The sequence below is a fragment of the Pseudomonas sp. NY15435 genome (assembly GCF_048068295.1).
Lineage (GTDB): Bacteria > Pseudomonadota > Gammaproteobacteria > Pseudomonadales > Pseudomonadaceae > Pseudomonas.
In genome coordinates this window covers 183,896-208,042 of sequence record NZ_JBLUQA010000013.1, presented here as the reverse complement: position 1 = coordinate 208,042, position 24,147 = coordinate 183,896, and the positions used below count along the sequence as shown (strand labels likewise).

At 64.9% G+C, this 24,147-nt stretch carries 22 protein-coding genes and 1 riboswitch; of the genes, 13 read left to right on the top strand and 9 right to left on the bottom strand.

What is annotated here, in order from left to right:
- The first annotated feature begins 21 nt into the window (after positions 1-21).
- Positions 22-825, top strand: a complete 804-nt coding sequence (hutG, locus tag ACNFH5_RS26000) for an N-formylglutamate deformylase (RefSeq protein WP_416751054.1) — start codon at positions 22-24, stop codon at positions 823-825.
- A gap of 98 nt (positions 826-923) precedes the next feature.
- Here the strand turns inward: hutG and ACNFH5_RS25995 are convergent, their stop codons facing one another.
- Positions 924-1,835 (bottom strand): LysR family transcriptional regulator, encoded by a 912-nt coding sequence (locus tag ACNFH5_RS25995; RefSeq protein WP_416751052.1) that lies wholly within the window; start codon positions 1,833-1,835, stop codon positions 924-926.
- A gap of 132 nt (positions 1,836-1,967) precedes the next feature.
- Between ACNFH5_RS25995 and ACNFH5_RS25990 the strand changes: the two genes are divergently transcribed.
- From ACNFH5_RS25990 to ACNFH5_RS25980, 3 genes are read left to right on the top strand one after another with little or no spacing between them, the layout of a single operon-like run.
- A complete protein-coding gene (locus tag ACNFH5_RS25990) occupies positions 1,968-3,212 on the top strand; it encodes a D-amino acid dehydrogenase (protein WP_416751050.1) in 1,245 nt (414 codons plus the stop codon).
- A gap of 24 nt (positions 3,213-3,236) precedes the next feature.
- Positions 3,237-3,587 (top strand): RidA family protein, encoded by a 351-nt coding sequence (locus ACNFH5_RS25985; protein WP_416751048.1) that lies wholly within the window; start codon positions 3,237-3,239, stop codon positions 3,585-3,587.
- A gap of 39 nt (positions 3,588-3,626) precedes the next feature.
- Positions 3,627-4,526 (top strand): transporter substrate-binding domain-containing protein, encoded by a 900-nt coding sequence (locus ACNFH5_RS25980; RefSeq protein ID WP_416751046.1) that lies wholly within the window; start codon positions 3,627-3,629, stop codon positions 4,524-4,526.
- A 4-nt stretch (positions 4,527-4,530) separates the two neighbouring features.
- On the opposite strand, the gene ACNFH5_RS25975 is transcribed toward ACNFH5_RS25980, so the two are convergent.
- Both ACNFH5_RS25975 and ACNFH5_RS25970 read right to left on the bottom strand, forming a co-directional pair.
- Positions 4,531-5,007, bottom strand: a complete 477-nt coding sequence (locus ACNFH5_RS25975) for an NUDIX domain-containing protein (protein WP_416751044.1) — start codon at positions 5,005-5,007, stop codon at positions 4,531-4,533.
- Positions 5,004-5,432, bottom strand: coding sequence for a hypothetical protein (locus tag ACNFH5_RS25970; RefSeq protein WP_416751042.1), 429 nt, complete (start codon positions 5,430-5,432; stop codon positions 5,004-5,006). The genes ACNFH5_RS25975 and ACNFH5_RS25970 overlap by 4 nt, the downstream gene beginning before the upstream one ends.
- Before the next feature lie 178 nt (positions 5,433-5,610).
- On the opposite strand from ACNFH5_RS25970, the gene pip reads away from it, so the two are divergent.
- From pip to ACNFH5_RS25935, 7 genes are all read left to right on the top strand, one after another.
- Complete coding sequence (pip, locus tag ACNFH5_RS25965; protein WP_416751040.1) at positions 5,611-6,582, top strand: prolyl aminopeptidase; 972 nt, start codon at positions 5,611-5,613, stop codon at positions 6,580-6,582.
- Complete coding sequence (gene dtd / locus ACNFH5_RS25960; protein ID WP_416751037.1) at positions 6,579-7,016, top strand: D-aminoacyl-tRNA deacylase; 438 nt, start codon at positions 6,579-6,581, stop codon at positions 7,014-7,016. The genes pip and dtd overlap by 4 nt, the downstream gene beginning before the upstream one ends.
- 201 nt (positions 7,017-7,217) lie before the next feature.
- On the top strand, positions 7,218-8,786 hold the full coding sequence (locus ACNFH5_RS25955) for a glucan biosynthesis protein G (protein WP_416751035.1): 1,569 nt from the start codon (positions 7,218-7,220) through the stop codon (positions 8,784-8,786).
- A complete protein-coding gene (mdoH, locus tag ACNFH5_RS25950) occupies positions 8,779-11,352 on the top strand; it encodes a glucans biosynthesis glucosyltransferase MdoH (protein ID WP_416751033.1) in 2,574 nt (857 codons plus the stop codon). Before ACNFH5_RS25955 ends, mdoH begins: the two co-directional genes overlap by 8 nt.
- A gap of 227 nt (positions 11,353-11,579) precedes the next feature.
- Complete coding sequence (locus tag ACNFH5_RS25945; RefSeq protein ID WP_138213898.1) at positions 11,580-12,377, top strand: transporter substrate-binding domain-containing protein; 798 nt, start codon at positions 11,580-11,582, stop codon at positions 12,375-12,377.
- Between the two features lie 73 nt (positions 12,378-12,450).
- A complete protein-coding gene (locus tag ACNFH5_RS25940) occupies positions 12,451-13,413 on the top strand; it encodes an amino acid ABC transporter permease (protein WP_416751030.1) in 963 nt (320 codons plus the stop codon).
- On the top strand, positions 13,406-14,140 hold the full coding sequence (locus ACNFH5_RS25935; protein WP_416751027.1) for an amino acid ABC transporter ATP-binding protein: 735 nt from the start codon (positions 13,406-13,408) through the stop codon (positions 14,138-14,140). Before ACNFH5_RS25940 ends, ACNFH5_RS25935 begins: the two co-directional genes overlap by 8 nt.
- A 224-nt stretch (positions 14,141-14,364) precedes the next feature.
- Here ACNFH5_RS25935 and ACNFH5_RS25930 read toward each other — a convergent pair whose 3' ends face one another.
- The 6 genes from ACNFH5_RS25930 to ACNFH5_RS25905 all read right to left on the bottom strand — a co-directional run bounded on the left by ACNFH5_RS25930 (position 14,365) and on the right by ACNFH5_RS25905 (position 22,372).
- Positions 14,365-16,431 (bottom strand): DEAD/DEAH box helicase, encoded by a 2,067-nt coding sequence (locus tag ACNFH5_RS25930; protein ID WP_416751025.1) that lies wholly within the window; start codon positions 16,429-16,431, stop codon positions 14,365-14,367.
- A 154-nt stretch (positions 16,432-16,585) separates the two neighbouring features.
- Positions 16,586-17,434: a methylenetetrahydrofolate reductase [NAD(P)H] gene (gene metF, locus ACNFH5_RS25925; RefSeq protein WP_416751023.1), complete on the bottom strand. Its 849-nt coding sequence runs from the start codon at positions 17,432-17,434 to the stop codon at positions 16,586-16,588.
- Positions 17,435-17,488: 54 nt separating this feature from the next.
- Positions 17,489-18,019, bottom strand: coding sequence for an HD domain-containing protein (locus tag ACNFH5_RS25920; protein ID WP_416751021.1), 531 nt, complete (start codon positions 18,017-18,019; stop codon positions 17,489-17,491).
- Between the two features lie 65 nt (positions 18,020-18,084).
- Positions 18,085-19,491, bottom strand: a complete 1,407-nt coding sequence (ahcY, locus tag ACNFH5_RS25915) for an adenosylhomocysteinase (RefSeq protein WP_416751019.1) — start codon at positions 19,489-19,491, stop codon at positions 18,085-18,087.
- Positions 19,492-19,499: 8 nt separating this feature from the next.
- A riboswitch (S-adenosyl-L-homocysteine riboswitch) is annotated at positions 19,500-19,612 on the bottom strand.
- 216 nt (positions 19,613-19,828) lie between these two features.
- Positions 19,829-21,052 carry a CaiB/BaiF CoA transferase family protein gene (locus ACNFH5_RS25910; protein WP_416751017.1) on the bottom strand — a complete coding sequence of 408 codons (1,224 nt, stop codon included), beginning with the start codon at positions 21,050-21,052 and terminating at the stop codon, positions 19,829-19,831.
- Between the two features lie 138 nt (positions 21,053-21,190).
- Positions 21,191-22,372 (bottom strand): acyl-CoA dehydrogenase, encoded by a 1,182-nt coding sequence (locus tag ACNFH5_RS25905; protein WP_038803335.1) that lies wholly within the window; start codon positions 22,370-22,372, stop codon positions 21,191-21,193.
- 229 nt (positions 22,373-22,601) lie between these two features.
- Here ACNFH5_RS25905 and gcvA point away from each other — a divergent pair, with 229 nt between their 5' ends.
- Positions 22,602-23,510 carry a transcriptional regulator GcvA gene (gene gcvA / locus ACNFH5_RS25900; RefSeq protein ID WP_416751014.1) on the top strand — a complete coding sequence of 303 codons (909 nt, stop codon included), beginning with the start codon at positions 22,602-22,604 and terminating at the stop codon, positions 23,508-23,510.
- A gap of 138 nt (positions 23,511-23,648) precedes the next feature.
- Positions 23,649-24,056 carry an acyl-CoA thioesterase gene (locus tag ACNFH5_RS25895; protein WP_138213907.1) on the top strand — a complete coding sequence of 136 codons (408 nt, stop codon included), beginning with the start codon at positions 23,649-23,651 and terminating at the stop codon, positions 24,054-24,056.
- Positions 24,057-24,147 lie beyond the last annotated feature (91 nt).

The following is a 24,147-nucleotide window of genomic DNA, read 5'->3' as shown; positions in this document are numbered from 1 at the left end:
CCAGAGTTGGAGATAGACCCCATGGATAACGTTCTCGAATTCAATCGCGGCCGCGTCCCGCTGCTGATCAGCATGCCGCACCCCGGCATCCGCCTGACTCCGACTGTGGAAGCCGGCCTGGTGGATGAAGCCCGCGAGCTGGCCGACACCGACTGGCACATCCCGCGGCTCTACGCCTTCGCCGAGGAACTGGGCGCCAGCACCCTGGCTGCCGGCTACTCGCGCTATGTCATCGACCTCAACCGCCCGGCCGACGACAAGCCGCTGTACAGCACCGCCACCACTGGCCTCTACCCGGACACCCTGTTCGACGGCCGCCCGCTGTTCAAGGACGGCCAGGCGCCGTCGCCGGAGGAGCGCGCGCGTTACCTTGCCGAAGTCTGGACGCCGTATCACCGCACCTTGGCCGACGAGCTGGCGCGCCTGAAGGCAGAATTCGGCTACGCGTTGCTGTGGGATGCTCACTCGATCGCCTCGGTGATCCCGCACCTGTTCGACGGCAAGCTGCCGGACTTCAACATCGGCACCAACAGTGGCGCGAGCTGCGATGCGGAACTGGCCGAGCGACTGGTGGCGGTCTGTGCCGACGCACCGGCCTACCGCCACATCCTCAACGGCCGCTTCAAGGGCGGCCACATCACCCGTCAGTACGGCCAGCCGCAGGACAACGTTCACGCGGTGCAGCTGGAACTCGCCCAGTGCAACTACATGGATGAGCACGCGCCCTTCGGCTACCGTGAGGACCTCGCCGCACCGACCGCCCAGGTACTCCGGCGCATGCTGGAAACCTTCATCGCCTGGGGCCGCGAACGCTACGGTCGCTGAGTTTTACACAGCCTCCTGCCGCGCCAGGGCTTGTCGGCGCGGCGCCGCCGGACCACGCATCCCGGCGGCGCTTCCCTGGTGTGGCAGGGGGCTGTCTTTTATGCGAAGCGGTGCTGCGCCAGTTGTCCCTCGGCGTGACGCACCAGCATCTCCAACAACAGCGCCTGGGTGTGTGGCGGCGTCTCGTCGGCGCGGGTGAGGGCGTAGAGCGTGACCTTCACCGGTGGTGACAGCGGGCGCAGCGCGGTGAGTCTCTCGTCCGCGCCCAGGGCGGTGAAGGGATCGACAAGCGCCAATCCCGTTCCGGCTTCCACCAGCGTGCGCGCCAACGCGTAGGTCTGTACCGCGATGCGCACGCGTGGCGGTGGTTCGACGTTGGCCAGGTGGCTTTCCAGACGTGCTGAGAGCGGGTCGGAGGTGGACAGGCCGATCATCGGCTCGCCGGCCAGTTCGCCCAGCGTCAGCGCCTTGCCCAAGCGACCTTCCGGCCAGTGCCCGCGCGGCGCCAGGGCTACCAGCGGGCCGCTGGCGATGGGCTGCGAGCGCAGGCCGGGATGGTCGGTCTGCTGCAGGGTCAGGGCGAGGTCGAGCTCGCGCATCAGCAGGTTCTGGATCAGCTCGCGGGAATGCTGAGTGGCCAGTTCGCAGCTGCTCTGCGGGTAGCGGTCGGTCCATTCGCGGATCACCGGTGGCAGCAGCGACAGCGCCATGGCCGGTGTGGCGCCCACGCGCAGGCGATTCTCCGGCTGGCCGCGCAGGCTCTGTGCGAGGCGGCGAACGCCCTGCAGGCTCTCCGTCACTTTCGCTACCTCACGCTCCAGTTCCAGCGCTTCGGGCGTTGCCTGCAATTTGCCGCGCACGCGCAGGAACAGCGGGAAACCCAGTTGCTGCTCGGCATGCTGCAGCACCTTGGTCACCGCCGGCTGGGAGACGTGCAGCAGTTGCGCGGCGCCGCTGACCGAACCGGTCTCGCGGATGGCCTGGAATACTTCGATATGGCGCAGGCGCATGGTCGGCTTCCCTTGTGTGAATCTTCTGCGCGTATAACGCAAGGTTATGGGGTGCCCATGTTTATTCATTGTTCGCCGCCTGTCACCCGGGCCTAAGGTCGAGGCCAGGATTGAACGGGCAGTGAGGCGGCAATGGCACAGCGGGTTTGCATCATCGGCGCGGGCGTGGTCGGGCTGGCCACAGCGCATGCGCTGGTCCGGGAAGGCTTCGACGTCACCGTGCTGGAGGCGCGAGATCAGGCGGGGCTGGAAACCAGTTTCGCCAACGGCGGCCAACTGTCCTACCGCTATGTCGCGCCGCTGGCCGATGCCGGCGTGCCGCAGCAGGCGCTGGGCTGGCTGCTGCGCGGGGATTCGCCGCTGCGTCTGCGCCCGCGCCTGGACCCAGCGCAGTGGCGCTGGCTGATGGCGTTCACCGCGGCCTGCAGGCGTTCGGTAAACCAGGCCAACGCGAAGCACCTGCTGCGCCTCGCCCTGTTCAGCCAGGCCACGCTGGCGCAGTGGCGCGAGGACGGGCTGGCGGGTTTCGACTGGCGGCGCAACGGCAAGCTGGTGGCCTTCCGTGACGAAGGCAGCTTCCGCAGCGCGCGGCAGAGCCTGTCCGATCCTGCCGCGCAATTCGTGTTGTCTGCGCAACAGTGCCGCGAGCTGGACCCGGCGCTGGAGCGCGCGCCCTTCGTTGGCGGCATCCATACGCCGGACGAGGAGGTCGCTGACTGCTACCTGTTCTGCCAGCGGCTGGCCGAGGGGCTCCAGGCGTCAGGCCGTTGCCGCCTCGTCTATGGACATCCGGCATCGAAGCTGCTTCTGCGCAACGGCGCCGTGGCCGGAGTAGAGGCGGGCGGTAAGAGCTTCGAGGCCAATCATGTCGTCCTCGCCGCCGGCTATCGCAGCGCCGCGTTGCTGCCGGGCGGGCCGCGCCTGCCGCTCTATCCGCTCAAGGGCTACAGCCTGACCGCGCCGATCCGCGCCGGTGACCACGCGCCGGACGTGAGCCTGACGGACTACGACCGCAAGGTGGTCTACGCACGCATCGGCGACCGGCTGCGCATCGCCGCCATGGTCGACATCGTCGGTTTCGACCCGCGCCTGGAACCCAAGCGCCTGGCGCTGATCCGCCAGCAGGCGGCGGACACGTTGCCCGACGCCTGCGACTACAGCGCCGCCATCGAATGGGCCGGCATGCGTCCGGCCACGCCCACCGGCGTGCCGCTGGTGGGCGCCTGCGGGCCGCGCGGCCTGTGGTTGAACCTCGGTCACGGCGCGCTCGGTTTCACCCTGGCCTGTGGCAGTGCGCAACTGATCGCCGCGCAGATCGGTGGGCGCAAGCCCGGCATCGACACCAGTGGCCTGACGCCCGAGCGGCTGGCCGGCTGATTCCATCGAATTGGGAGACTCACCATGCAACTCACACGCATCGCCACCAACGACCGCCTTTCCGGCGCTATGGTCTTCGGCTCGCTGGTGTTCCTCTCCGGGCAGGTGCCCGGTCAGGCCACCGATATCCAGGGCCAGACCCGCGAAGTGCTGGCGAAGATCGATGCACTGCTGGCTGAAGCTGGCACCGACAAGGCGAATATCCTCAGCGCGACCATTTACCTCAAGGACATCGGCGCCGATTTCGAAGCCCTGAACAGCGTCTGGTGCGCCTGGCTGCCCGAAGGCTGTGCACCGACCCGTACCACGGTACAGGCGCTGCTGGCGCGGCCGTCGGTGCTGGTGGAAATCACGGTGATTGCCGCGCGGCACTGAACCTCAACCCGACTCACAACAACAAGAGGGATCGAACCGATGAAACGACTTGCACTGGGATTGCTGGCGGCGTCCAGCCTGGTTTGCGCTTTGGCGCAGGCGAACGAAGCACTGGACGGCACGCTGAAGAAGGTCGCTGACCGAGGTGCGATAACCCTGGGTTATCGCGATGCCTCGGTGCCATTCTCGTACCTGGGCGATAACAGCGGTCAGCCCATGGGCTACTCGGTGGACTTGGCCGGCAAGGTGGTCGAACGTATCAAGCAGAAGCTCGACAAGCCGGATCTTGCGGTGAAGTACAACCTGGTGACTTCGCAGACGCGCATCCCGCTGGTGCAGAACGGCACCGTGGATCTGGAATGCGGCTCCACCGGCGTGACCGCCGAGCGTCTGAACCAGGTCGCCTTCTCCTATGGTTTCATCTACGTGAAGGGCCAGTTGCTGACCGCCAAGGACAGCGGGATCCGGGACTTCGCCGATCTGAAGGGCAAGAACGTGGTGACCACCGCCGGCACCACCAATGAGCGCTACCTCAAGGCCTACAACGCCGAGCACAAGCTGGGCATGAACGTGGTCAGCGCCAAGGATCACGGCGAGGCCTTCCTCATGTTGCAGTCCGGCCGTGCCGTGGCCTTCTACATGGACGATGCGCTGCTCTACGGCGAAAAGGCCAAGGCGCGCGACCCGCACCACTGGGTGGTGGTGGGCGAGCCGCAGTCGCGGGAGATCTACGCCTGCATGGTGCGCAAGAACGATCCGCAATTCCTCGCACTGGTCAATGAGACGCTGGCGCAGTTGTACTCCTCGGGCGAGATCAAGGGCATCTACCAGCGTTGGTTCGAGCAGCCCATTCCGCCGAAGAACCTCAACCTGGAGTTCCCCATGACCGCCGAGTTGCAGGCGATCATCGCCAAGCCTACCAGCGAACCGGTGCAGTAATCCGCTAGCGTTGCAGGCCGAGGTGGCGGATCAGTGGTTGCGCCTCGGCCAGACGCTCCCATACATCGTCGAGCAATTCGGCGGGGTAGTAGGAGGGCAGACGCGCCAGTTCCTGGCGCGGTACCCAGGCGACTTCGCGGATATCGAATTCGTCGCCACCCAGGCCGCGCAGGTTGTCCAGGCTGACGCGGCCATCCCAGGCATCCACGCGGTAGAACAGCTCCATGTGGAAGCGCCCGGCCACCGGCTCGGCGAACTCGCGCACATAGACCAGCGGGCCGACTTCCACGGCCAGCCCGGTTTCCTCCCGGCACTCGCGGCGCACCGTGTCGCGGGTGGATTGGTCCTTGTCCGACTCGAAGCCGCCGCCCGGCGGAATCCAGTACACATCGCCGGCGACCTCGTGGCGCACCAGCAGGATTTCGTCGTCGCGCACCAGCAGCCCGGCGGCGCGGATACGGTGTTGCAGGGGAGAAGTCATTGCCAGTCGAGCCTCGCCAGTTTCCATTCCGATCCCTCGCGCCACCATTCCAGCTTTACCGAGTAATGCCCGGCGCTATCGGGGATGAGGTTCTCGGCGCCGGTAAGCGCGACCTGCGCGTCAGTATGTCCGCGGTTGGCATAGGTCGGGTCGATCCGGCTCTCGCTGCTGAGCAGGATCACCTTGACCTGCTGGTGACGCAGGAACATCAGCGTCATGGTGCGCCTGGCCCAGTCGCGGTCGAACTCGCCGTTGGCGCGGAAATCGCCGGCCAGCTGTTCGATCACGGCCCCGCTATTCTTGGCTTCGAGGTTGTCCTGCAATTGCTTGACGGCCGCGTCCAGTTGCGCGCGCGGGTCGTCCCGGCCGCAGCCGGCCAGGGCGAGCAGCATCAGCAATAGAGAAAGAAACAACTTCCGTGGCATGGCTCACTAACTCCCTTATCGGTTTTTCGCTGGCCCGAGTATCATGCCCGACACCGTGGGGGCCGAAGACTTTCAATGGAAGTTGCGCCGCGGCAACGCGACTTTCTATTAGGTGGCGACAGGCCCTAGGATGGTTACTGGTCCGGAGCGACCGTACGTACTGATCCAGGAGCGAGCCATGCAAACTTTGTATCCGGAAATCAAGCCTTACGCGCGCCATGAACTGGCCGTCGAGGAGCCGCACGTCCTCTATGTGGACGAGAGCGGTACGCCCGACGGATTGCCGGTTCTGTTCATCCATGGCGGCCCGGGCTCCGGTTGCGATGCCATGTCGCGGCGCTTCTTCGATCCCAATATCTACCGCATCGTCACCTTCGACCAGCGTGGCTGTGGCCGCTCCACGCCCTACGCGAGCCTGGAGAACAACACCACCTGGCACCTGGTGCAGGATATCGAGCGCATCCGCGAACTGCTGGGTATCGACAAGTGGGTGCTGTTCGGCGGCTCCTGGGGCTCCACCCTGTCGCTGGCCTACGCCCAGACCCACCCTGAGCGCGTGCTGGCGCTGATCGTGCGCGGTATCTTCCTCTGCCGTCCGCAGGAAATCCGCTGGTTCTACCAGGAAGGCGCGAGCCGCCTGTTCCCCGATTACTGGGAAGACTACCTGGCGCCGATTCCCGCCGACGAACATGACGACCTGCTGCACGCCTTCCATCGCCGCCTGAGCGGCCCTGACCAGATCGCGCAGATGCACGCCGCTCGCGCCTGGTCCACCTGGGAAGGACGTACCGCCACGCTGCGGCCGAACCCGGCAGTGGTCGAGCGCTTCTCCGACCCGCATCGCTCGCTGTCCATTGCGCGCATCGAGAACCATTATTTCGTCAACGACGGCTTCCTCGAGCCCGACCAGTTGCTGCGCGACATGCACAAGATCGCCCACCTGCCGGGTGTGATCGTCCATGGCCGTTACGACGTGGTCTGCCCGCTGGACAACGCCTGGGCGTTGCACAAGGCCTGGCCCAACAGCGAACTGCAGATTGTCCGCGACGCCGGCCACGTGGCGGGCGAGCCGGGCATCACCGATGCGCTGGTGCGCGCCACCAACGAAATCGGCCGGCGCCTGCTGAACCTGCCGCCGGAGGCTGAATGAAGGGTTTGATCCAGCGGGTGCGTGGCGCCCGTGTCGAGGTCGAGGGCGAAATCGTCGGCGCCATCGACCATGGGCTGCTGGCCCTGGTGGGCGTCGAGCCCCAGGATGATGAGGCTTCAGTAAACCGTTTGTTGCACAAGCTGCTTAACTATCGAGTGTTTGGCGACGATGAAGGTAAAATGAACCTTTCATTGAGCGATGTCGGCGGCGGCCTGCTGCTGGTTTCGCAGTTCACCCTGGCCGCGGATACCCGAAAGGGGCTGCGGCCGAGCTTTTCCAGCGCGGCGCCACCTGAAAAGGGCGCCGCGTTGTTCGATCTACTCGTGGAACAGGCGCGAGAGCGTCATCCGCTGGTCGCCACTGGCCGTTTTGGCGCCAACATGCAGGTCCACCTGGTCAATGACGGCCCGGTGACCTTTCTACTGGAGGCTTGAACGCGCGGCAGCTTGTCATATCGCCGTGGGATGATGGTTAGGGCTTATGCACTTAGAACAATGCGCCTCCGGGAGCCGGAAGTACCCGTGGAAAATATCGGGGAATCATTCAGGCTCACCGGGGTCGGAATTCAATCGCCAGCAGATTGGCATCGCCTTTGCTGGCTTTAATCGTTTTGTGTTCACGGACGAGGGGGACTCGTGATTTTCCGTTCCGTTCAACAACCGCTTTCGCGCCAAATCCTTCGCGGACTGGTCGGCTCCGCCCTGTTGGCGTTGAGCGCTACCCATGCCTGGGCCTTCAATCTCGACGACGTTGGCGAAAAGGCCAAGGCGCTGGCTGCTGAGAAGTACAGCGCACCGACGAGCAACCTGCCATCGGAATTCAGCGAAATGAAGTTCGCCGATTACCAGCAGATTCGCTTCCGCAACGAGAAGGCTTACTGGGCCGACGAGAAGACCCCCTTCAAGATCAGCTTCTATCACCAGGGCATGCACTTTGACACCCCGGTGAAGATCAACGAAGTCACGGCAACCGACGTCAAGGAAATCAAGTACGATCCCTCCCGTTTCGACTTCGGATCGTTGAAGTTCGACGCCAATGCCACCAAGGATCTGGGTTATGCCGGCTTCCGCCTGCTGTACCCGATCAACTCCCCCGACAAGCAGGACGAGATCGCCACCTTCCTGGGCGCGAGCTACTTCCGCATCATCGGCAAGGACCAGTGGTGGGGCCTCTCCGCCCGTGGCCTGGCGCTGGACACCGCGCTGCCGTCGGGTGAGGAATTCCCGCGCTTCCGCGAGTTCTGGATCGAGAAGCCCAAGCCCAAGGACAAGCACCTGGTGATCTTCGCGCTGCTGGATTCGCCCCGTGCGACCGGCGCGTACCGCTTTACCATCCGTCCGGGCAACGACACCGTGGTCGACGTAAAGGCTCGCGTGTTCCTGCGTGACAAGGTGAGCAAGCTGGGCCTGGCGCCGCTGACCAGCATGTTCCTGTTCGGCTCCAACCAGCCGTCCGCGGAGCACAATTTCCGTCCGGAACTGCATGACTCCAACGGCCTGCAGATTCATGCTGGCAACGACGAGTGGATCTGGCGTCCGCTGAACAACCCGAAACACCTCTCCGTCAGTGCCTACAGTGTCGAGAACCCGCGTGGTTTCGGCCTGCTGCAGCGCGGTCGTGAGTTCTCCCGTTACGAAGACCTGGACGACCGCTACGACCTGCGTCCGTCTGCCTGGGTCGAGCCGCAGGGCGACTGGGGCAAAGGTACTGTCGAACTGGTGGAGATCCCGACTCCGGACGAAACCAACGACAACATCGTGGCCTTCTGGAACCCGGAGAAGCGCCCGGAAGCCGGCGAGCCGCTGGACTTCGCCTACCGCATGCGCTGGACCAAGGACGAGGAAGCCCTGCACGACGCGAAGAACGCCTGGGTCATGCAGACCCTGCGCTCGGTCGGCGACGTCAAGCAGAAGAACCTGATCCGTCAGCCTGACGGCAGCGTCGCCCTGGTCGTCGACTTCGTCGGCCCGACCCTGAAGGCGCTGGCCGGTGATGCCCCGGTAAGCACCCAGGTGAGCACCGACGACAACGCCGAGGTGAAGGAAAACGCACTGCGCTACAACGCAGTGACCAAGGGCTGGCGTCTGACCCTGCGAATCAAGGTCAAGGATCCGAAGAAGCCGACGGAAATGCGCGCTGCGCTGGTAAACGGCGGCCAGACCATTTCCGAAACCTGGAGCTACCAGCTGCCTGCCGATGAATAACTCCACCGCTACCACCGCGCCGGTGGCCGACTACCTCGCGCACCTGCCCCTTTCGGCGCAGGAGCGTGAGCGGCTGGCCCAGGCCGGTTCCATCAGCGAGCTGCATGAGCAGCTCGCTGGCGATGTACAAGGCGAAGACGCTGCGCTGGCTTCGGTCGGTGCGCGACTGCGCCATGGGTATGGCCAGGACCTCGACGATGCCCAGATGCTGGGCATGGACGACAACGGCCGCACGTACCTCAAGGCCGCGCCGCCGATTCAGCGCACCAAGGTGATCCCCGAACCCTGGCGGACCAACCCGATCATGCGCGGCTGGCGCCGCCTGACCGGACGCAGCAACCCCGCCAAGCCCTCGCGCGACCTGCCCAAGGCGCGCTGGCAGCGAGTGGGTTCGCTGCGCCGGTTCATTCTGGTCCTGCTCATGCTCGGCCAGACCACCGTCGCCACCTACTACATGAAAGGCATCCTGCCCTACCAGGGCTGGGCCTTCGTCGACCTGGAAGAAATCAATCGCCAGACCTGGCTGCAAACCCTGGAACAGGTGGTGCCGTACGCCATCCAGTTCGGCGTGCTGGCGCTCTTCGCGATCCTCTTCTGCTGGGTCTCGGCAGGCTTCTGGACCGCCCTGATGGGCTTCTGGGAGCTGCTCACCGGCCGCGACCGCTACCGCATTTCCGGCAGCAGCGCGGGCAGCGAGCCGATTGCCGCCGATGCGCGTACCGCCATCGTCATGCCGATCTGCAACGAGGACGTTCCGCGCGTCTTCGCCGGCCTGCGGGCGACCTACGAGTCGGTGGCAGCCAGCGGTGAGCTGGATCGCTTCGACTTCTTCGTGCTCAGCGACACCAACCAGCCCGATATCGCCATGGCCGAAGAAAAAGCCTGGATCGAGCTGTGCAAGGAAGCCCTGGGCTTCGGTCGCATCTTCTACCGCCGCCGTCGGCGCCGGGTGAAGCGCAAGAGCGGCAACATTGACGACTTCTGCCGTCGCTGGGGCGGCCAGTACAAGTACATGGTCGTCATGGACGCCGACAGCGTGATGAGCGGCGACTGCCTGACCAAGCTGGTGCGCCTGATGGAGGCCAACCCCGAGGCTGGCATCATTCAGACCGCGCCCAAGGCGTCGGGCATGGACACCCTCTATGCGCGCATGCAGCAGTTCGCCACCCGCGTCTACGGTCCGCTGTTCACCGCCGGCCTGCACTTCTGGCAACTGGGCGAATCCCACTACTGGGGCCACAACGCGATCATCCGGGTGAAACCCTTCATCGAGCACTGCGCTCTGGCGCCGTTGCCGGGCAAGGGCTCCTTCGCTGGTGCGATCCTCTCCCACGACTTCGTCGAAGCTGCGCTGATGCGCCGCGCCGGCTGGGGCGTTTGGATCGCCTACGACCTGGAGGGCAGCTACGAGGAATTGCCGCCCAACCTGCTGGACGAGCTCAAGCGCGACCGTCGCTGGTGCCACGGCAACCTGATGAACTTCCGCTTGTTCCTGGTCAAAGGCATGCACCCGGTGCACCGCGCGGTGTTCCTCACCGGTGTGATGTCCTACCTGTCGGCGCCGCTGTGGTTCTTCTTCCTGGTGTTGTCCACCGCACTGCTGGCGGTGCACCAGTTGATGGAGCCGCAGTACTTCCTGGAGCCGCGCCAGTTGTTCCCGATCTGGCCGCAGTGGCACCCGGAAAAGGCCATCGCCCTGTTCTCCACCACCCTGACCCTGTTGTTCCTGCCCAAGCTGCTGAGCGTCATGCTGATCTGGGCCAAGGGCGCCAAGGGCTACGGTGGCGTGATCAAGGTCACCCTGAGCATGCTCCTGGAGATGTTCTTCTCCGTGCTGCTCGCGCCGGTGCGCATGCTCTTCCACACCCGCTTCGTGCTGGCCGCGTTCCTCGGCTGGGAAGCGCAGTGGAAGTCGCCGCAGCGTGACGACGATGACACGCCGTGGAGTGAGGCGATCCGCCGCCACGGCCTGCAGACCCTGCTGGGCCTGTGCTGGGCGCTGCTGGTGGCATGGCTGAACCCGCGCTTCCTGTGGTGGCTGTCGCCCATCGTCGGTGCCCTGATGCTGTCGATCCCGGTCTCGGTGATCAGCAGTCGGGTCAAGCTCGGCCTGGCGTCGCGCGACGAGAAGCTGTTCCTGATTCCCGAGGAATACGACACCCCGCGCGAGCTGCGTGCCACCGACGAGTACACCTATCAGAACCGCTGGCAGGCGCTGAAGGACGGCTTTGTCCGCTCCGCCGTTGACCCGGTGCTCAATGCCCTGGCCTGCGCCATGGGCACTGCCCGCCACGGTCAGTCCGCCGCTATCGAATCGACCCGCACCGCGCTGGTCGAGAAGGCGCTGGAAGCCGGCCCCGAGCAGCTCGACGGCAACCGTCGCCTGGCACTGCTGAGCGACCCGGTGGCGCTGTCGCGCCTGCACCTGGCGCTCTGGCAAGGTGACAAGGAGCAGTGGATCGGTCCCTGGCGGCAATCGCTGAAGGCCGATGCCCATGCCCCGGCCGTACCCCTGGCTCCGGTCGCGGAGCAGGGCGCCATGGCGCTGCCCGCCGCGCAATCCTGAGCCGAGTCGCCCTCATCCCCGCGGCGGGGCTGGGGGCGGCGCGCCGGTTTCCCCGGGTTTCCCCGCGCACCGCTGCTGGTACCCTGCGCCAGCTATCCAGAAAAGATTGAGATATCCGCCGCATGGGGTACGCTTCGCACCCTTTTGCGCGCAGGGCATGCCTGGGCGCGCCCGGTTCGATCGCTGGAAAAAACAACAAGTTCTTTCACTTGCTTGGGAGTATGGGGATGAAAAAGTACCTGGCATCGCTGGTGATGGGCGTCTGCGCCCTGGTCAGCGTGAGCGCGGCTCAGGCCGGCGCCATCGATGAAGCGGCCAAGCGCGGCACCCTGCGCGTGGGCATGGACCCGACCTACATGCCGTTCGAGATGACCAACAAGCGCGGTCAGATCGTCGGTTTCGAAGTGGACCTGCTCAAGGCCATGGCCAAATCCATGAACGTCAAGCTGGAGCTGGTCTCCACCGCCTATGACGGCATCATCCCGGCCCTGCTCACCGACAAGTTCGACATGATCGGCTCGGGCATGACCCTGACCCAGGAACGCAACCTGCGCCTGAACTTCTCCGATCCCTTCATCGTGGTTGGCCAGACCCTGCTGATCCGCAAGGAGCTGCAAGGCGAGATCAAGTCCTACAAGGACCTGAACGATGCCAAGTACCGCATCACTTCCAAGATCGGCACCACCGGCGAATTCGTCGCCAAGAAGCAGCTGTCCAAGGCCCAGTACCACGGCTTCGACAACGAGCCCGAAGCGGTCATGGACGTGGTCAACGGCAAGGCCGACGCCTTCATCTACGACTCGCCCTACAACGTCGTTGGCGTGAGCAAGTTCGGCGCCGGCAAGCTGGTGCACCTGGACCAGCCGTTCACCTACGAGCCGCTGGCCTTCGGCCTGAAGAAGGGCGACTACGACTCGATCAACTTCATCAACAACTTCCTCAAGCAGATTCGTGAAGACGGCACCTACGATCGTCTGCACGACAAGTGGTTCAAGAGCACCGACTGGCTCAAGGACATGGAATAATCCACGTCTGACGCTGGTTGACCCGACGCGCAGGCCCTGAGCCTGCGCGTTCGCATTTTCACGGTAGAGATTCGTGGCTAGAACGAAACGCGCAACCTGGCCCTGGCACGGGCTGACCGGACTGATCCTGCTGTTGATCGGCCTGGCCCTCTGGTACTCCACTTCGCTGATCTCCTACGAATGGCGCTGGAATCGCGTCCCGCAGTACTTCGCCTACCAGGCCGAAGAGCCCCTGCGCGCGGACGCCATCTCGCGGGTAGAGAAGATCGAGGAACAGGGCGGCAACGCTCGCGTCACCCTGGTGGACGAAGACGGCAAGCAGCAGGTGCTGATGGTGGCTGCCGACAGCCTGCAGTTCTCCGAGAACGACGATGTCGCCGAAGGCGATGTGGTCGGCGCGACCCGCCACTGGGCCGCCGGCCCGCTGGCCTGGGGCCTGTGGACCACGGTGTGGATCTCTTTCGTCTCCGGCGCGCTTGGCCTGGTTATCGGCCTGTTCACCGGTCTCTGCCGGCTCTCGAAGAACCCGACCCTGCACGACCTTTCGACGCTCTACGTCGAACTGGTGCGCGGCACGCCGCTGCTGGTGCAGATATTCATCTTCTACTTCTTCATCGGCACCGTGCTGAACCTCTCCCGTGAGTTCGCGGGCGTGGCGGCGCTGGCGCTGTTCACTGGCGCCTACGTGGCCGAGATCGTCCGTGCCGGCGTGCAATCCATTGCCCGTGGTCAGGACGAAGCTGCGCGCTCCCTCGGCCTGAACGCCGCGCAGTCGATGCGCCACGTGATCCTGCCGCAGGCCTTCAAGCGCGTGCTGCCGCCACTGGCCGGGCAGTTCATCAGCCTGGTGAAAGACACTTCCCTGGTCTCGGTGATCGCCATCACCGAGCTGACCAAGAGCGGCCGCGAGGCGATCACCACCTCGTTCTCCACCTTCGAGATCTGGTTCTGCGTCGCCGCGCTCTACCTCGTGATCAACCTGCCGCTGTCGCATCTGGCGGGGCGCCTGGAGCGGAGGCTCGGCCAAAGTGATTGAAGTCCGTAACCTGACCAAGGTCTTCGATACCCGCGGGCAGGTCGTGCGCGCAGTGGATGACGTCACCACCGGCGTAGCCAAGGGTGAAGTGGTGGTGGTGATCGGGCCGTCCGGCTCGGGCAAGTCCACCTTCCTGCGCTGCCTGAACGGCCTGGAAGAATTCGACGAAGGCTCGGTGAGTATCGATGGCCTCGATCTCGCCAACCCGAAGACCGACATCAACGCCTACCGCCGCGAAGTCGGCATGGTGTTCCAGCATTTCAACCTGTTCCCGCACATGACCGTGTTGGAGAACCTTTGCCTGGCGCAGAAAGTCGTGCGCAAGCGCGGCAAGGCCGAGCGCGAAGCCAAGGCAAAAGCATTGCTGGAGAAGGTCGGCATCGGCCAGAAGGCCAACGAATACCCGTCGCGTCTCTCCGGCGGCCAGCAGCAGCGCGTGGCCATTGCCCGTGCGCTGTGTATGGACCCGAAGGTGATGCTGTTCGACGAACCCACCTCGGCGCTCGACCCGGAGATGGTCGGCGAGGTGCTGGACGTGATGAAGACCCTGGCGCTGGAAGGCATGACCATGGTCTGCGTGACCCACGAGATGGGCTTTGCCCGTGAAGTGGCGGACCGCGTGCTGTTCTTCGATCACGGCAAGCTGCTGGAAGACGCCCCTCCGGCGGAGTTCTTCGCCCAGCCCAAGGATGCGCGCGCGCAGACCTTCCTGCGGCAGGTGCTGTGAGGGCAGCGTCAGCGTTAAAAAAGCCGCCTTCGGGCGGCTTTTTTGTGCTTGTTCGGTGTGCGAGGGCGCGGCTCTTGTAGGAGCGCGCTTGCTCGCGAACAAGCTCCGCTGCGGACCCGGTTCGCGAGCAAGCTCGCTCCGACGAAAAGCCTTCCGGTATCCAGGGAGCCCCATAACTCCCAGGCAAAAAGAAACCGCCCCGAAGGGCGGTTTCTTTTACGGCATCACTCGCGGTTGCGGGTCAGCAGCGCGGGACGCTCGGTCTTGCGGCGCGGCTCCAGCTCTTCCAGCTGCTCCGGCGTCGGGAAGCGATCAGTGCGGACCAGGTCGCGCTTGTTGATCACTACCGGCTGGCGGGTCGGCTTGGCGGCGCCATATTCGCTCGGCTCACGCAGCGGGGCGTCGTTCATGCGGGAAGCCGGAGCCTTGCCACCGCGCTTGCGCTGGCCGGCCTTGCCCTGAGCGTTGCCGCCCTGGCCTTGGCCCTGAGGACGACCACCGCCGTTAGGCTTCTTGGCGGCGCGGCCCTGACCTTGTCCTTGACCCTGGCTGCGGCCTTGGCCGCTTCCGCCCTGGCCGCCGCCCTGGGCACCCTGGCTGCGAGGGCGCTGCTGGCCCTGGTTCTGGCCCTGGCCTTGCCCCTGACCGCCACGGCGGCGCTGGCCACGCTGCTGGTCCTTGTCCGGGAACGGGCTGACGTAATCAGCGCGGTTGCCGAAGTTGTCGAAGTCGTCGTCGAGGAATTCTTCAGGGTCGCGATTGCCGTCGGCCTTCGGTGCGCGAGCTGGCCTGGCCTGCTGCTGACGACCTTGGCCCTGCTGGTCCTGCTGGCGGGGCTGACGCGGTTGACGAGGCTCGCGCGGCTGATCGCTGGCGCTGGCGTTCGGCTGAGCATCACTGCCCTGGCCATCACCCTTCTTCTTGCCTCGGCCGCCACGACGGCGGCGTTTGCCGGCGGGCTTGTCGCCGTCAGCGGATTCGCCCTCAGCGGCGGGGGCGGCGTTCTGTTGCTCTTCGCCCTGTGCCTGCTGCGGTTTGTCCTTGTTACGGTCCTTGCGCTCGCCGCGCTTGGCTTTGTCCTTGCGCGGCTGGCGCTGGGGAGCTTCCTTCGCTTCGGGCTGCTGGACTTCCGGCAGCACTGTGTCGGGGTCGAAGCCCTGCATGTCGCCATCGGGGATGCGCTGCTTGGTCAGGCGCTCGATGGCCTTGAGCAGCTTGTCCTCGTCCGGCGCCACCAGCGAGATGGCTTCACCGGTGCGACCGGCGCGGCCGGTACGGCCGATGCGGTGGACATAGTCTTCCTCGACGTTAGGCAGCTCGTAGTTGACCACGTGGGGCAACTGGTCGATGTCAAGGCCGCGGGCGGCGATGTCGGTGGCGACCAGGATGCGCACGTCGTTGGCCTTGAAATCGGCCAGGGCCTTGGTGCGCGCGTTCTGGCTCTTGTTGCCGTGGATCGCTGCAGACGGCAGGCCGTGCTTGGTCAGGTACTCGGCCAGGCGATTGGCGCCGTGCTTGGTGCGGGTGAACACCAGCACCTGCTCCCAGGCGCCCATGGTCACCAGGTGCGCGAGGAGGGCGCGCTTCTGCACGGAAGGAATGCGGAACACACGTTGTTCGATGCGCTCGACCGTGGTGTTCGGCGGGGTGACCTCGATGCGCTCCGGGTTGTGCAGGAGCTTGTTGGTGAGGTCGATGATGTCCTTGGAGAAGGTCGCCGAGAACAGCAGGTTCTGGCGCTTGGCCGGAAGCTTGGCGAGGACCTTCTTGACGTCGTGGATGAAGCCCATGTCGAGCATGCGGTCGGCTTCGTCGAGGACGAGGATTTCCACGCGGGACAGGTCGACGCTGCCCTGGCCGATCAGGTCGAGCAGGCGACCGGGGCAGGCGACCAGGACGTCGACGCCCTTGGACATGGCCTGCACCTGCGGATTCATGCCAACGCCGCCGAAGATGCAGGCGCTTTTCAGTGGCAGGTCACGGGCGTAGACCTTGAAGCTGTCGTGCACCTGGGCAGCCAGCTCACGGGTCGGAGTCAGTACCAGGACGCGGGCCTGGCGTGGGCCATGGCGGTGTTCGCGGTCCGGGTGGCCTTCGGGGAACAGGCGCTCGAGTACCGGGAGGGCGAAGCCGCCGGTCTTGCCGGTGCCGGTCTGGGCGGCAACCATGAGGTCGCGGCCTTGCAGTACAGCGGGGATGGCGCGTTCCTGAACGGGAGTGGGGCGCGCGTAGCCAGCGGCTTCAACGGCGCCAGCCAGGGCCTCGGAGAGACCGAGGGAGGAAAAGGACATGCGGGGTTCCTGTAGGCCGGCGACCTGCCGGCTCGAGGGCGCGTGATTTCAAGCTCGGGGCGAGTGCTCGGCCGATGGCTGGAAGCACCCCGTCCACGATACGCCGGCGTTGCGCTGGCCGGGATCGCGGACGGTAAGCCCGGAGCAATGATCCTCAGCGGGGGAGCTTGAGGTTGTTCCAGAGCGCCAGGCTGGGTTCAGCCTGGTTCAGGGTGTAGAAATGCAGACCGGGTGCGCCGCCTTCGAGGAGGCGTTCGCACATGTCGGTGATGACCTGCTCACCAAAGGCCTGGATGCTGGCGATATCGTCGCCGTAGGCTTCCAGCTGCTTGCGAATCCAGCGGGGGATTTCCGCGCCACAGGCGTCGGAGAAGCGGGCCAGTTTGGTGTAGTTGGTGATCGGCATGATACCCGGTACGACCGGAATGCTGACACCGAGTTTCTCCGCACGCTCGACAAAATGGAAGTAGCTGTCGGCGTTGAAGAAGTATTGTGTGATGGCAGAGTCGGCGCCGGCTTTGACCTTGCGCACGAAATTCGCCAAATCATCCTCGAAATTGCGCGCTTGCGGGTGAACTTCCGGATAGGCGGCAACTTCGATGTGGAAGTGATCACCGGTTTCGGCGCGGATGAATTCCACCAGCTCGTTGGCGTAGCGCAGCTCGCCGCTGGCCATGCCCATGCCCGAGGGCAGGTCGCCGCGCAGGGCGACGATGCGACGGATGCCGGCGTCCTTGTAGTGCGCCAGCAAGGCGGAAAGCTCGGCCTTGGTATCGCCGACACAGGACAGGTGCGGCGCGGTCGGCACCTGCACGTCGCCGTCCAGTTGCAGCACGGTGGTCAGGGTACGGTCGCGAGTGGAGCCGCCGGCACCATAGGTGCAGGAGAAGAAGTCGGGCTTTTTCGCGGCCAGCTGGCGCGCGGTGGCCAGCAGCTTTTCATGGCCGGCTTCGGTCTTGGCGGGGAAGAACTCGAAGCTGAAACGGCGTTCTTTCTGACTCATGGTCGTTCCTTCGGCGCCGCGTCATCGCGTGGCTGCCGGCATGTGCCGTCGACTTCAGAAGTAACGGCGGTAGTGGTCTATCTTCGTGCGCAGTCGCTCGGCGCTGGGCTCGTGCGCATGGCCGAGGACGGCCAGGATGCGCTGCGACTGAACATGGTATTCGGCAATCTTGCTCCGCGCCCAGGTCGAGGGTGGCGGCTGCAGGTTGGTGATCCGGTCGCACAGCTTGACGATCGCATACTGCGAGGCACCGGTCGCCAGCCTTTGGAGGTAGATGTCGAATGGCAGCTTCTCGCCATTCACCACCTTGCTCAGGCATTGGGCGCCTTCGGCAACGAACTCGCCGAAACGCGTCTGCAGTTCCTCGAAGGGCACCGGGGTGTCTTCGAGCACGTCGTGCAGCAGGGCGATCTGAACGGTTTCCGCCAGGCGCTCGATGGGCGCTTCGCGGTCGGCCGCCATCACTTCATTGGCCACCATTGCCAGGTGGACCGCGTAGGGCAGCGTCGAGGCGGTCAGGGTCTGCCCGGCGTGAGCGCCGGCGGCGAAGATCCAGGCCTGGTTGTAGCTGTCCTGCAGGTCCATGCAAGTTTTCCAATGACGCCCAATGGCAAAGAGGGCAGACGATTGCTCGTCTGCCCTCTGGCACATCAGTAGCGGTAGGTGTCCGGCTTGAACGGGCCTTCCACGGTCACGCCGATGTACTCGGCCTGTTTCGGGGTCAGCTGGGTGACGACGCCACCGAAGCCTTTCACCATCTCCAGGGCCACTTCTTCGTCCAGCTTCTTCGGCAGCACTTCGACGGTCAGACGCTCGGCTTTCTTCTCGGCGGAGAGGTCAGCGTACTTCTGCTCGAACAGGAAGATCTGCGCCAGCACCTGGTTGGCGAAGGAGCCGTCCATGATGCGGCTCGGGTGGCCGGTAGCGTTGCCCAGGTTCACCAGGCGGCCTTCGGCCAGCAGGATCAGGTAGTCATCGTTGGCCGGGTCGAAGTCGCCAGCGCCGGTGCGGTGAATCTTGTGCACCTGCGGCTTGACCTCTTCCCAGGCCCAGGTCTTGCGCATGAAGGCGGTGTCGATCTCGTTGTCGAAGTGACCGATGTTGCACACCACGGCGCGCTTCTTCAGCGCTTTGAGCATGCCGGCGTCGCAGACATTGACGTTGCCGGTGGTGGTGACGATCAGGTCGATCTTGCCCAGCAGGGCGGCGTCAACGCTGGCCTCGGTGCCGTCGTTCAGGCCGTTCTTGTAGGGGGAAACCAGCTCGAAGCCGTCCATGCAGGCCTGCATGGCGCAGATCGGGTCGATTTCGGAGACCTTCACGATCATGCCTTCCTGACGCAGGGACTGGGCGGAGCCCTTGCCTACGTCGCCGTAGCCGATCACCAGGGCCTGCTTGCCCGACAGCAGGTGGTCGGTGCCGCGCTTGATGGCGTCGTTCAGGCTGTGACGGCAGCCGTACTTGTTGTCGTTCTTGCTCTTGGTGACCGCGTCGTTGACGTTGATCGCCGGGACTTTCAGGGTGCCGGCCTTGAGCATGTCGAGCAGGCGGTGCACACCGGTGGTGGTCTCTTCGGTGACGCCGTGGATGCGCTCGAGCATCTGCGGGTATTTCTTGTGCAGGATTTCGGTCAGGTCGCCGCCGTCGTCCAGCACCATGTTGGCGTCCCACGGCTGGCCATCCTTGAGGATGGTCTGCTCGATGCACCACTCGTACTCGGCTTCCGTCTCGCCTTTCCAGGCGAACACCGGGATGCCGGCGGCGGCGATGGCGGCAGCGGCCTGATCCTGGGTGGAGAAGATGTTGCAGCTCGACCAGCGCACTTCGGCGCCCAGCGCAGTCAGCGTCTCGATCAGTACGCCGGTCTGGATGGTCATGTGGATGCAGCCGAGGATTTTTGCGCCTTTCAGCGGCTGGCTGGCGGCGTATTTGCGGCGCAGGCCCATCAGAGCCGGCATTTCGGACTCGGCGATGATCAGCTCGCGGCGGCCCCAGGCGGCCAGGGAAATGTCGGCGACTTTGTAGTCAGTAAAAGCAGCGCTCATGTGTAACTCCATTCGTTGTCTGCGAATGGGCGCCGTTGATGCGTTTGGCGATCGGCGGCAGCCGACCGTGACGCGCCCCGTCCGAGCCTGACAAGCCGAAGCGAATCGACCTGCTGCAGCGCCCCTCGGACAGGTGGCGGGAACGACCGGGCAGCGCCGGCCGTTATTGAAGCTCGCGGATTATAGCCATGGCGCATGACAAGCCAAAGGCTTTTGGTCGCGTTCGCGCAGTGAGTCGCGGCCAGGCTCCCCGTCGCGCCCGCGCCAGGGGCCGTGAAAACCCTGGCGCGGGCGTCGTTTCGGGGATCGTCGGGCACCCGCAGGGCACGGGTGCCGGTTGTCAGGAGGCTTAGATGACGCCGCCGTCGCGCAGTTTGCCAATGGCCGCCTGGTCCAGGCCCAGCACGCCTTCGAGGATTTCCTGCGTGTGCTGACCGAGGGTCGGCGGGGCGTTGCGGTATTCCACCGGCGTCTCGGACAGGCGGATCGGGCTGGCAACCTGCGGCACTGTGCCGGCCAGCGGGTGCGGCAGGTCCACGCGCAGGCCGCGGGCAATCACCTGCGGATCGGCGAACACCTGGGCCAGATCGTTGATCGGCCCGCACGGCACGCTGGCCTGTTCCAGCACGGCGATCCATTCGGCAGTAGTGCGCATCACGGTGGCCTGGCGGATCAGTGGGATCAGCACCTCGCGGTGCGCCACGCGCGCCTGGTTGGTGGCGAAGCGCTCGTCGGTCGCCCATTCCGGGTGGCCCGCCAGTTCGGCGAACTTGCGGAACTGGCCATCGTTGCCAACGGTGAGGATCAGGTCGCCATCGGCGGTCGGGAAGTCCTGGTACGGCACGATGTTCGGGTGCGCGTTGCCCAGGCGACGCGGCGGGTTGCCGGTGGTCAGGTAGTTCAGGGTCTGGTTGGCCAGGCAGGCGACCTGCACGTCCAGTAGCGCCATGTCGATGTGCTGGCCGATGCCGCTGACGTCGCGGTGGGCGAGGGCGGCAAGGATCGCGGTGGACGAGTACAGGCCGGTGAGGATGTCGGTCAGCGCCACGCCGACCTTCACCGGGCCGGCGCCTTCCTCGGCGTCGGAGCGCCCGGTCAGGCTCATCAGGCCGCCCAGGCCCTGGATCATGAAGTCGTAGCCGGCGCGCTTGGCATAGGGGCCGAACTGGCCGAAGCCGGTGATCGAGCAGTAGATCAGCTTCGGGTTGAGCGCTTTCAGCGACTCGTAGTCCAGGCCATAGGCCTTCAGCCCGCCGACCTTGAAGTTCTCCAGCACGATGTCGGCCTTGGCGGCGAGTTCGCGCACCAGGCGCTGGCCTTCGGGCTGGGTGAAGTCGATGGTCAGGGATTTCTTGTTGCGGTTGGCGGACAGGTAATACGCCGCTTCGCTGGTGTTGCGGCCATCGCTGTCCTTGAGGAACGGCGGGCCCCAGGCGCGGGTGTCGTCGCCGCTGCCGGGACGCTCGATCTTGATCACTTCCGCGCCGAGGTCGGCGAGGATCTGCCCGGCCCAGGGGCCGGCAAGAACGCGGGAGAGGTCGAGGACACGGATGTGCGAAAGGGCGCCGGACATGCAATCACCTGCAACGTGAATAGGGGCGGGGAGGGCGCAGTGCGGGGACTCCACGGTCCTCCCCGGGGCCTCTCGGGCGAGAGGTAAAGCGTGCGCTGACTCGCTCTCCCGATGAGGCGGGCCAGCGCGGGGCGTTACTTAGAAGAACGCCTGGATGCCGGTCTGGGCGCGGCCGAGGATCAGCGCGTGGACGTCGTGGGTCCCTTCGTAGGTGTTCACCACTTCCAGGTTGACCAGGTGGCGGGCGACGCCGAACTCGTCGGAGATGCCGTTGCCGCCGAGCATGTCGCGGGCCAGGCGGGCGATGTCCAGGGCCTTGCCGCAGCTGTTGCGCTTCATGATCGAGGTGATTTCGACGGCGGCGGTGCCTTCGTCCTTCATGCGGCCCAGGCGCAGGCAGCCTTGCAGGGCGAGGGTGATGTCGGTCTGCATGTCGGCCAGTTTCTTCTGGATCAGCTGGTTGGCGGCCAGCGGGCGGCCGAACTGCTTGCGATCCAGGGTGTACTGGCGAGCGGTGTGCCAGCAGGCTTCGGCGGCACCCAGGGCGCCCCAGGAAATGCCGTAGCGAGCGGAGTTCAGGCAGGTGAACGGGCCACGCAGGCCGCGCACATCGGGGAAGGCGTTCTCTTCCGGGCAGAACACGTTGTTCATCACGATCTCGCCGGTGATCGAGGCGCGCAGGCCGACCTTGCCGTGGATCGCCGGGGCGGACAGGCCTTCCCAGCCTTTTTCCAGGACGAAGCCGCGGATCTGGCCTTCGTCATCCTTGGCCCAGACCACGAAGACGTCGGCGATCGGGCTGTTGGTGATCCACATCTTGGCGCCGGTCAGGCGGTAGCCGCCGTCGACTTTCTTGGCGCGGGTGATCATCGAACCCGGGTCGGAGCCGTGGTCCGGCTCGGTCAGGCCGAAGCAACCGATGTATTCGCCGCTGGCGAGTTTCGGCAGGTATTTCTGCTTGGTGGCTTCGTTGCCGAATTCGTTGATCGGCACCATCACCAGGGAGGACTGCACGCTCATCATCGAGCGGTAGCCGGAGTCGATGCGCTCGACCTCACGGGCGATCAGGCCGTAGCACACGTAGTTCAGGCCGCTGCCGCCGTATTGTTCGGGGATGGTCGCGCCGAGCAGGCCGGTTTCGCCCATCTCGCGGAAGATCGCCGGGTCGGTCTGCTCATGGCGGAAAGCTTCCAGCACGCGAGGGGCCAGCTTGTCCTGGGCGAACTGCTGGGCGCTGTCACGCACCATGCGCTCTTCTTCGGTGAGTTGCTGATCCAGCAGCAGCGGATCTTCCCAGTTGAAGCTTGCTTTGGTCGCCATGGAGAAACCTCGAACGCAGACAGTGAATGACCCGCACAAGTCTAGGCGGGCTCGGTGTGGGCCATCCTAGTCAGCCGTCGGGAAGCCGAGCAACCGACTAATTCGCACGCTGTTGTGCTATTTTGTCACTCCGTAATTGTGGGTTTGATGCATTTTTCTATAGGAATTGCCTCTATATCAGGTGTTCCTGGCGAATTCTGCGCATCACGATATTCCGAAGAGGCATTCGATGCGACGCAAGATACCGACCACCGCGGCGCTGGTCGCCTTCGAATCCGCCGCCCGCCACGAGAGCTTCACCAAGGCCGCGGATGAGCTGTCACTGACCCAGAGCGCGATCTGCCGGCAGATCGCCACGCTCGAGGATTTCCTCGGCGTCGAGCTGTTTCGCCGCTCGCGGCGCGGGGTGAAGCTGACCGAAGCCGGGCTCAACTACAGCCGTCGCGTCGCTCAACGGCTGGACGCCGTGGAGCGCGACACCCTGGCGGTGATGGGCCAGCAGGGTGGCGGCACGCTGGAGCTGGCGGTGGTGCCGACCTTTGCCACCCAGTGGCTGCTGCCACGGCTGAAGGACTTCAAGCGGCTTCATCCGGAGGTCACGGTGAACATGACCAACCGCACGCGGCCTTTCCTCTTTGCCGACACCGAGTTCGATGCCGCGCTGTACTTCGGCGATGGCGTGTGGTCCGGCACCGTGGCCAACTTCCTCATGCATGAGAACCCGGTGCCGGTGTGCAGCCCTGAGCTGCTGGGTGGGCACCGGGAGCTGTCTGCCGCGCAGATCGCCGAGCTGCCGCTGATGCAGCAGACCACCCGGCCCTATGCCTGGCGCCAGTGGTTCGGCTCGCTGGGGATGAGCGTGGCGCACGACATGAGCGGTACCCGCTACGAGCTATTCTCCATGCTCGCCCAGGCAGCCATGCATGGCATGGGCGTCGCGCTGATCCCGCCGATGCTGATCCAGCAGGAGCTGGCCGACGGCAGGCTGATCGTGCCGATGCAACATGCCTATTTGAGCGAAAATGCCTATTACCTGATGATTCCCGAACGCAAGGTGGAGTCGGCGACCCTGGGCGCTTTCCGCGACTGGCTGGTGGATGAGGCGGCACGATACCGCGCCGAAGCCGGCCTCGGCTGAACATCTGCTCGCAAGATGTTGAATAGGCTCTGAGTCATGGCAAGGTCTCTGGCGCCGGCCAGGTCCACACTTGCATAGCCGGCGGGGCTTTCCCCGTCATCGCGCTCACGAGGCGCAACCTCCCAAGAAGGAGCTTCCATGAATTTCCATACCCGCAAATGGGTCAAGCCTGAAGACCTCAACCCGAACGGCACCCTGTTCGGCGGTAGTCTTCTGAAGTGGATCGACGAAGAAGCGGCGATCTACGCCATCGTCCAGCTGGGCAACCAGCGTGTGGTCACCAAGTTCATTTCGGAGATCAACTTCGTCAGTTCCGCACGCCAGGGCGACATCATCGAGCTGGGCATCACCGCCACCGAGTTCGGCCGCACCTCGATCACCCTGAGCTGCGAAGTGCGCAACAAGATCACCCGCAAGAGCATCCTCACGGTCGACAAGATGGTCTTCGTCAACATCGGTCCGGATGGCCAGCCGGCGCCGCACGGTCGCACCGAGATCCTCTACATCAAGGATCAGTTCAAGGACGACGCCATTCCCCAGCCCTGACGGCTGATTCGCCCAGGTGATTGCCAGCGTGCCCGGAGCCAAGCCGAACCGCGGCGAAAGCCTTTGCATTTGCGTCGATTGAATGTGAGCC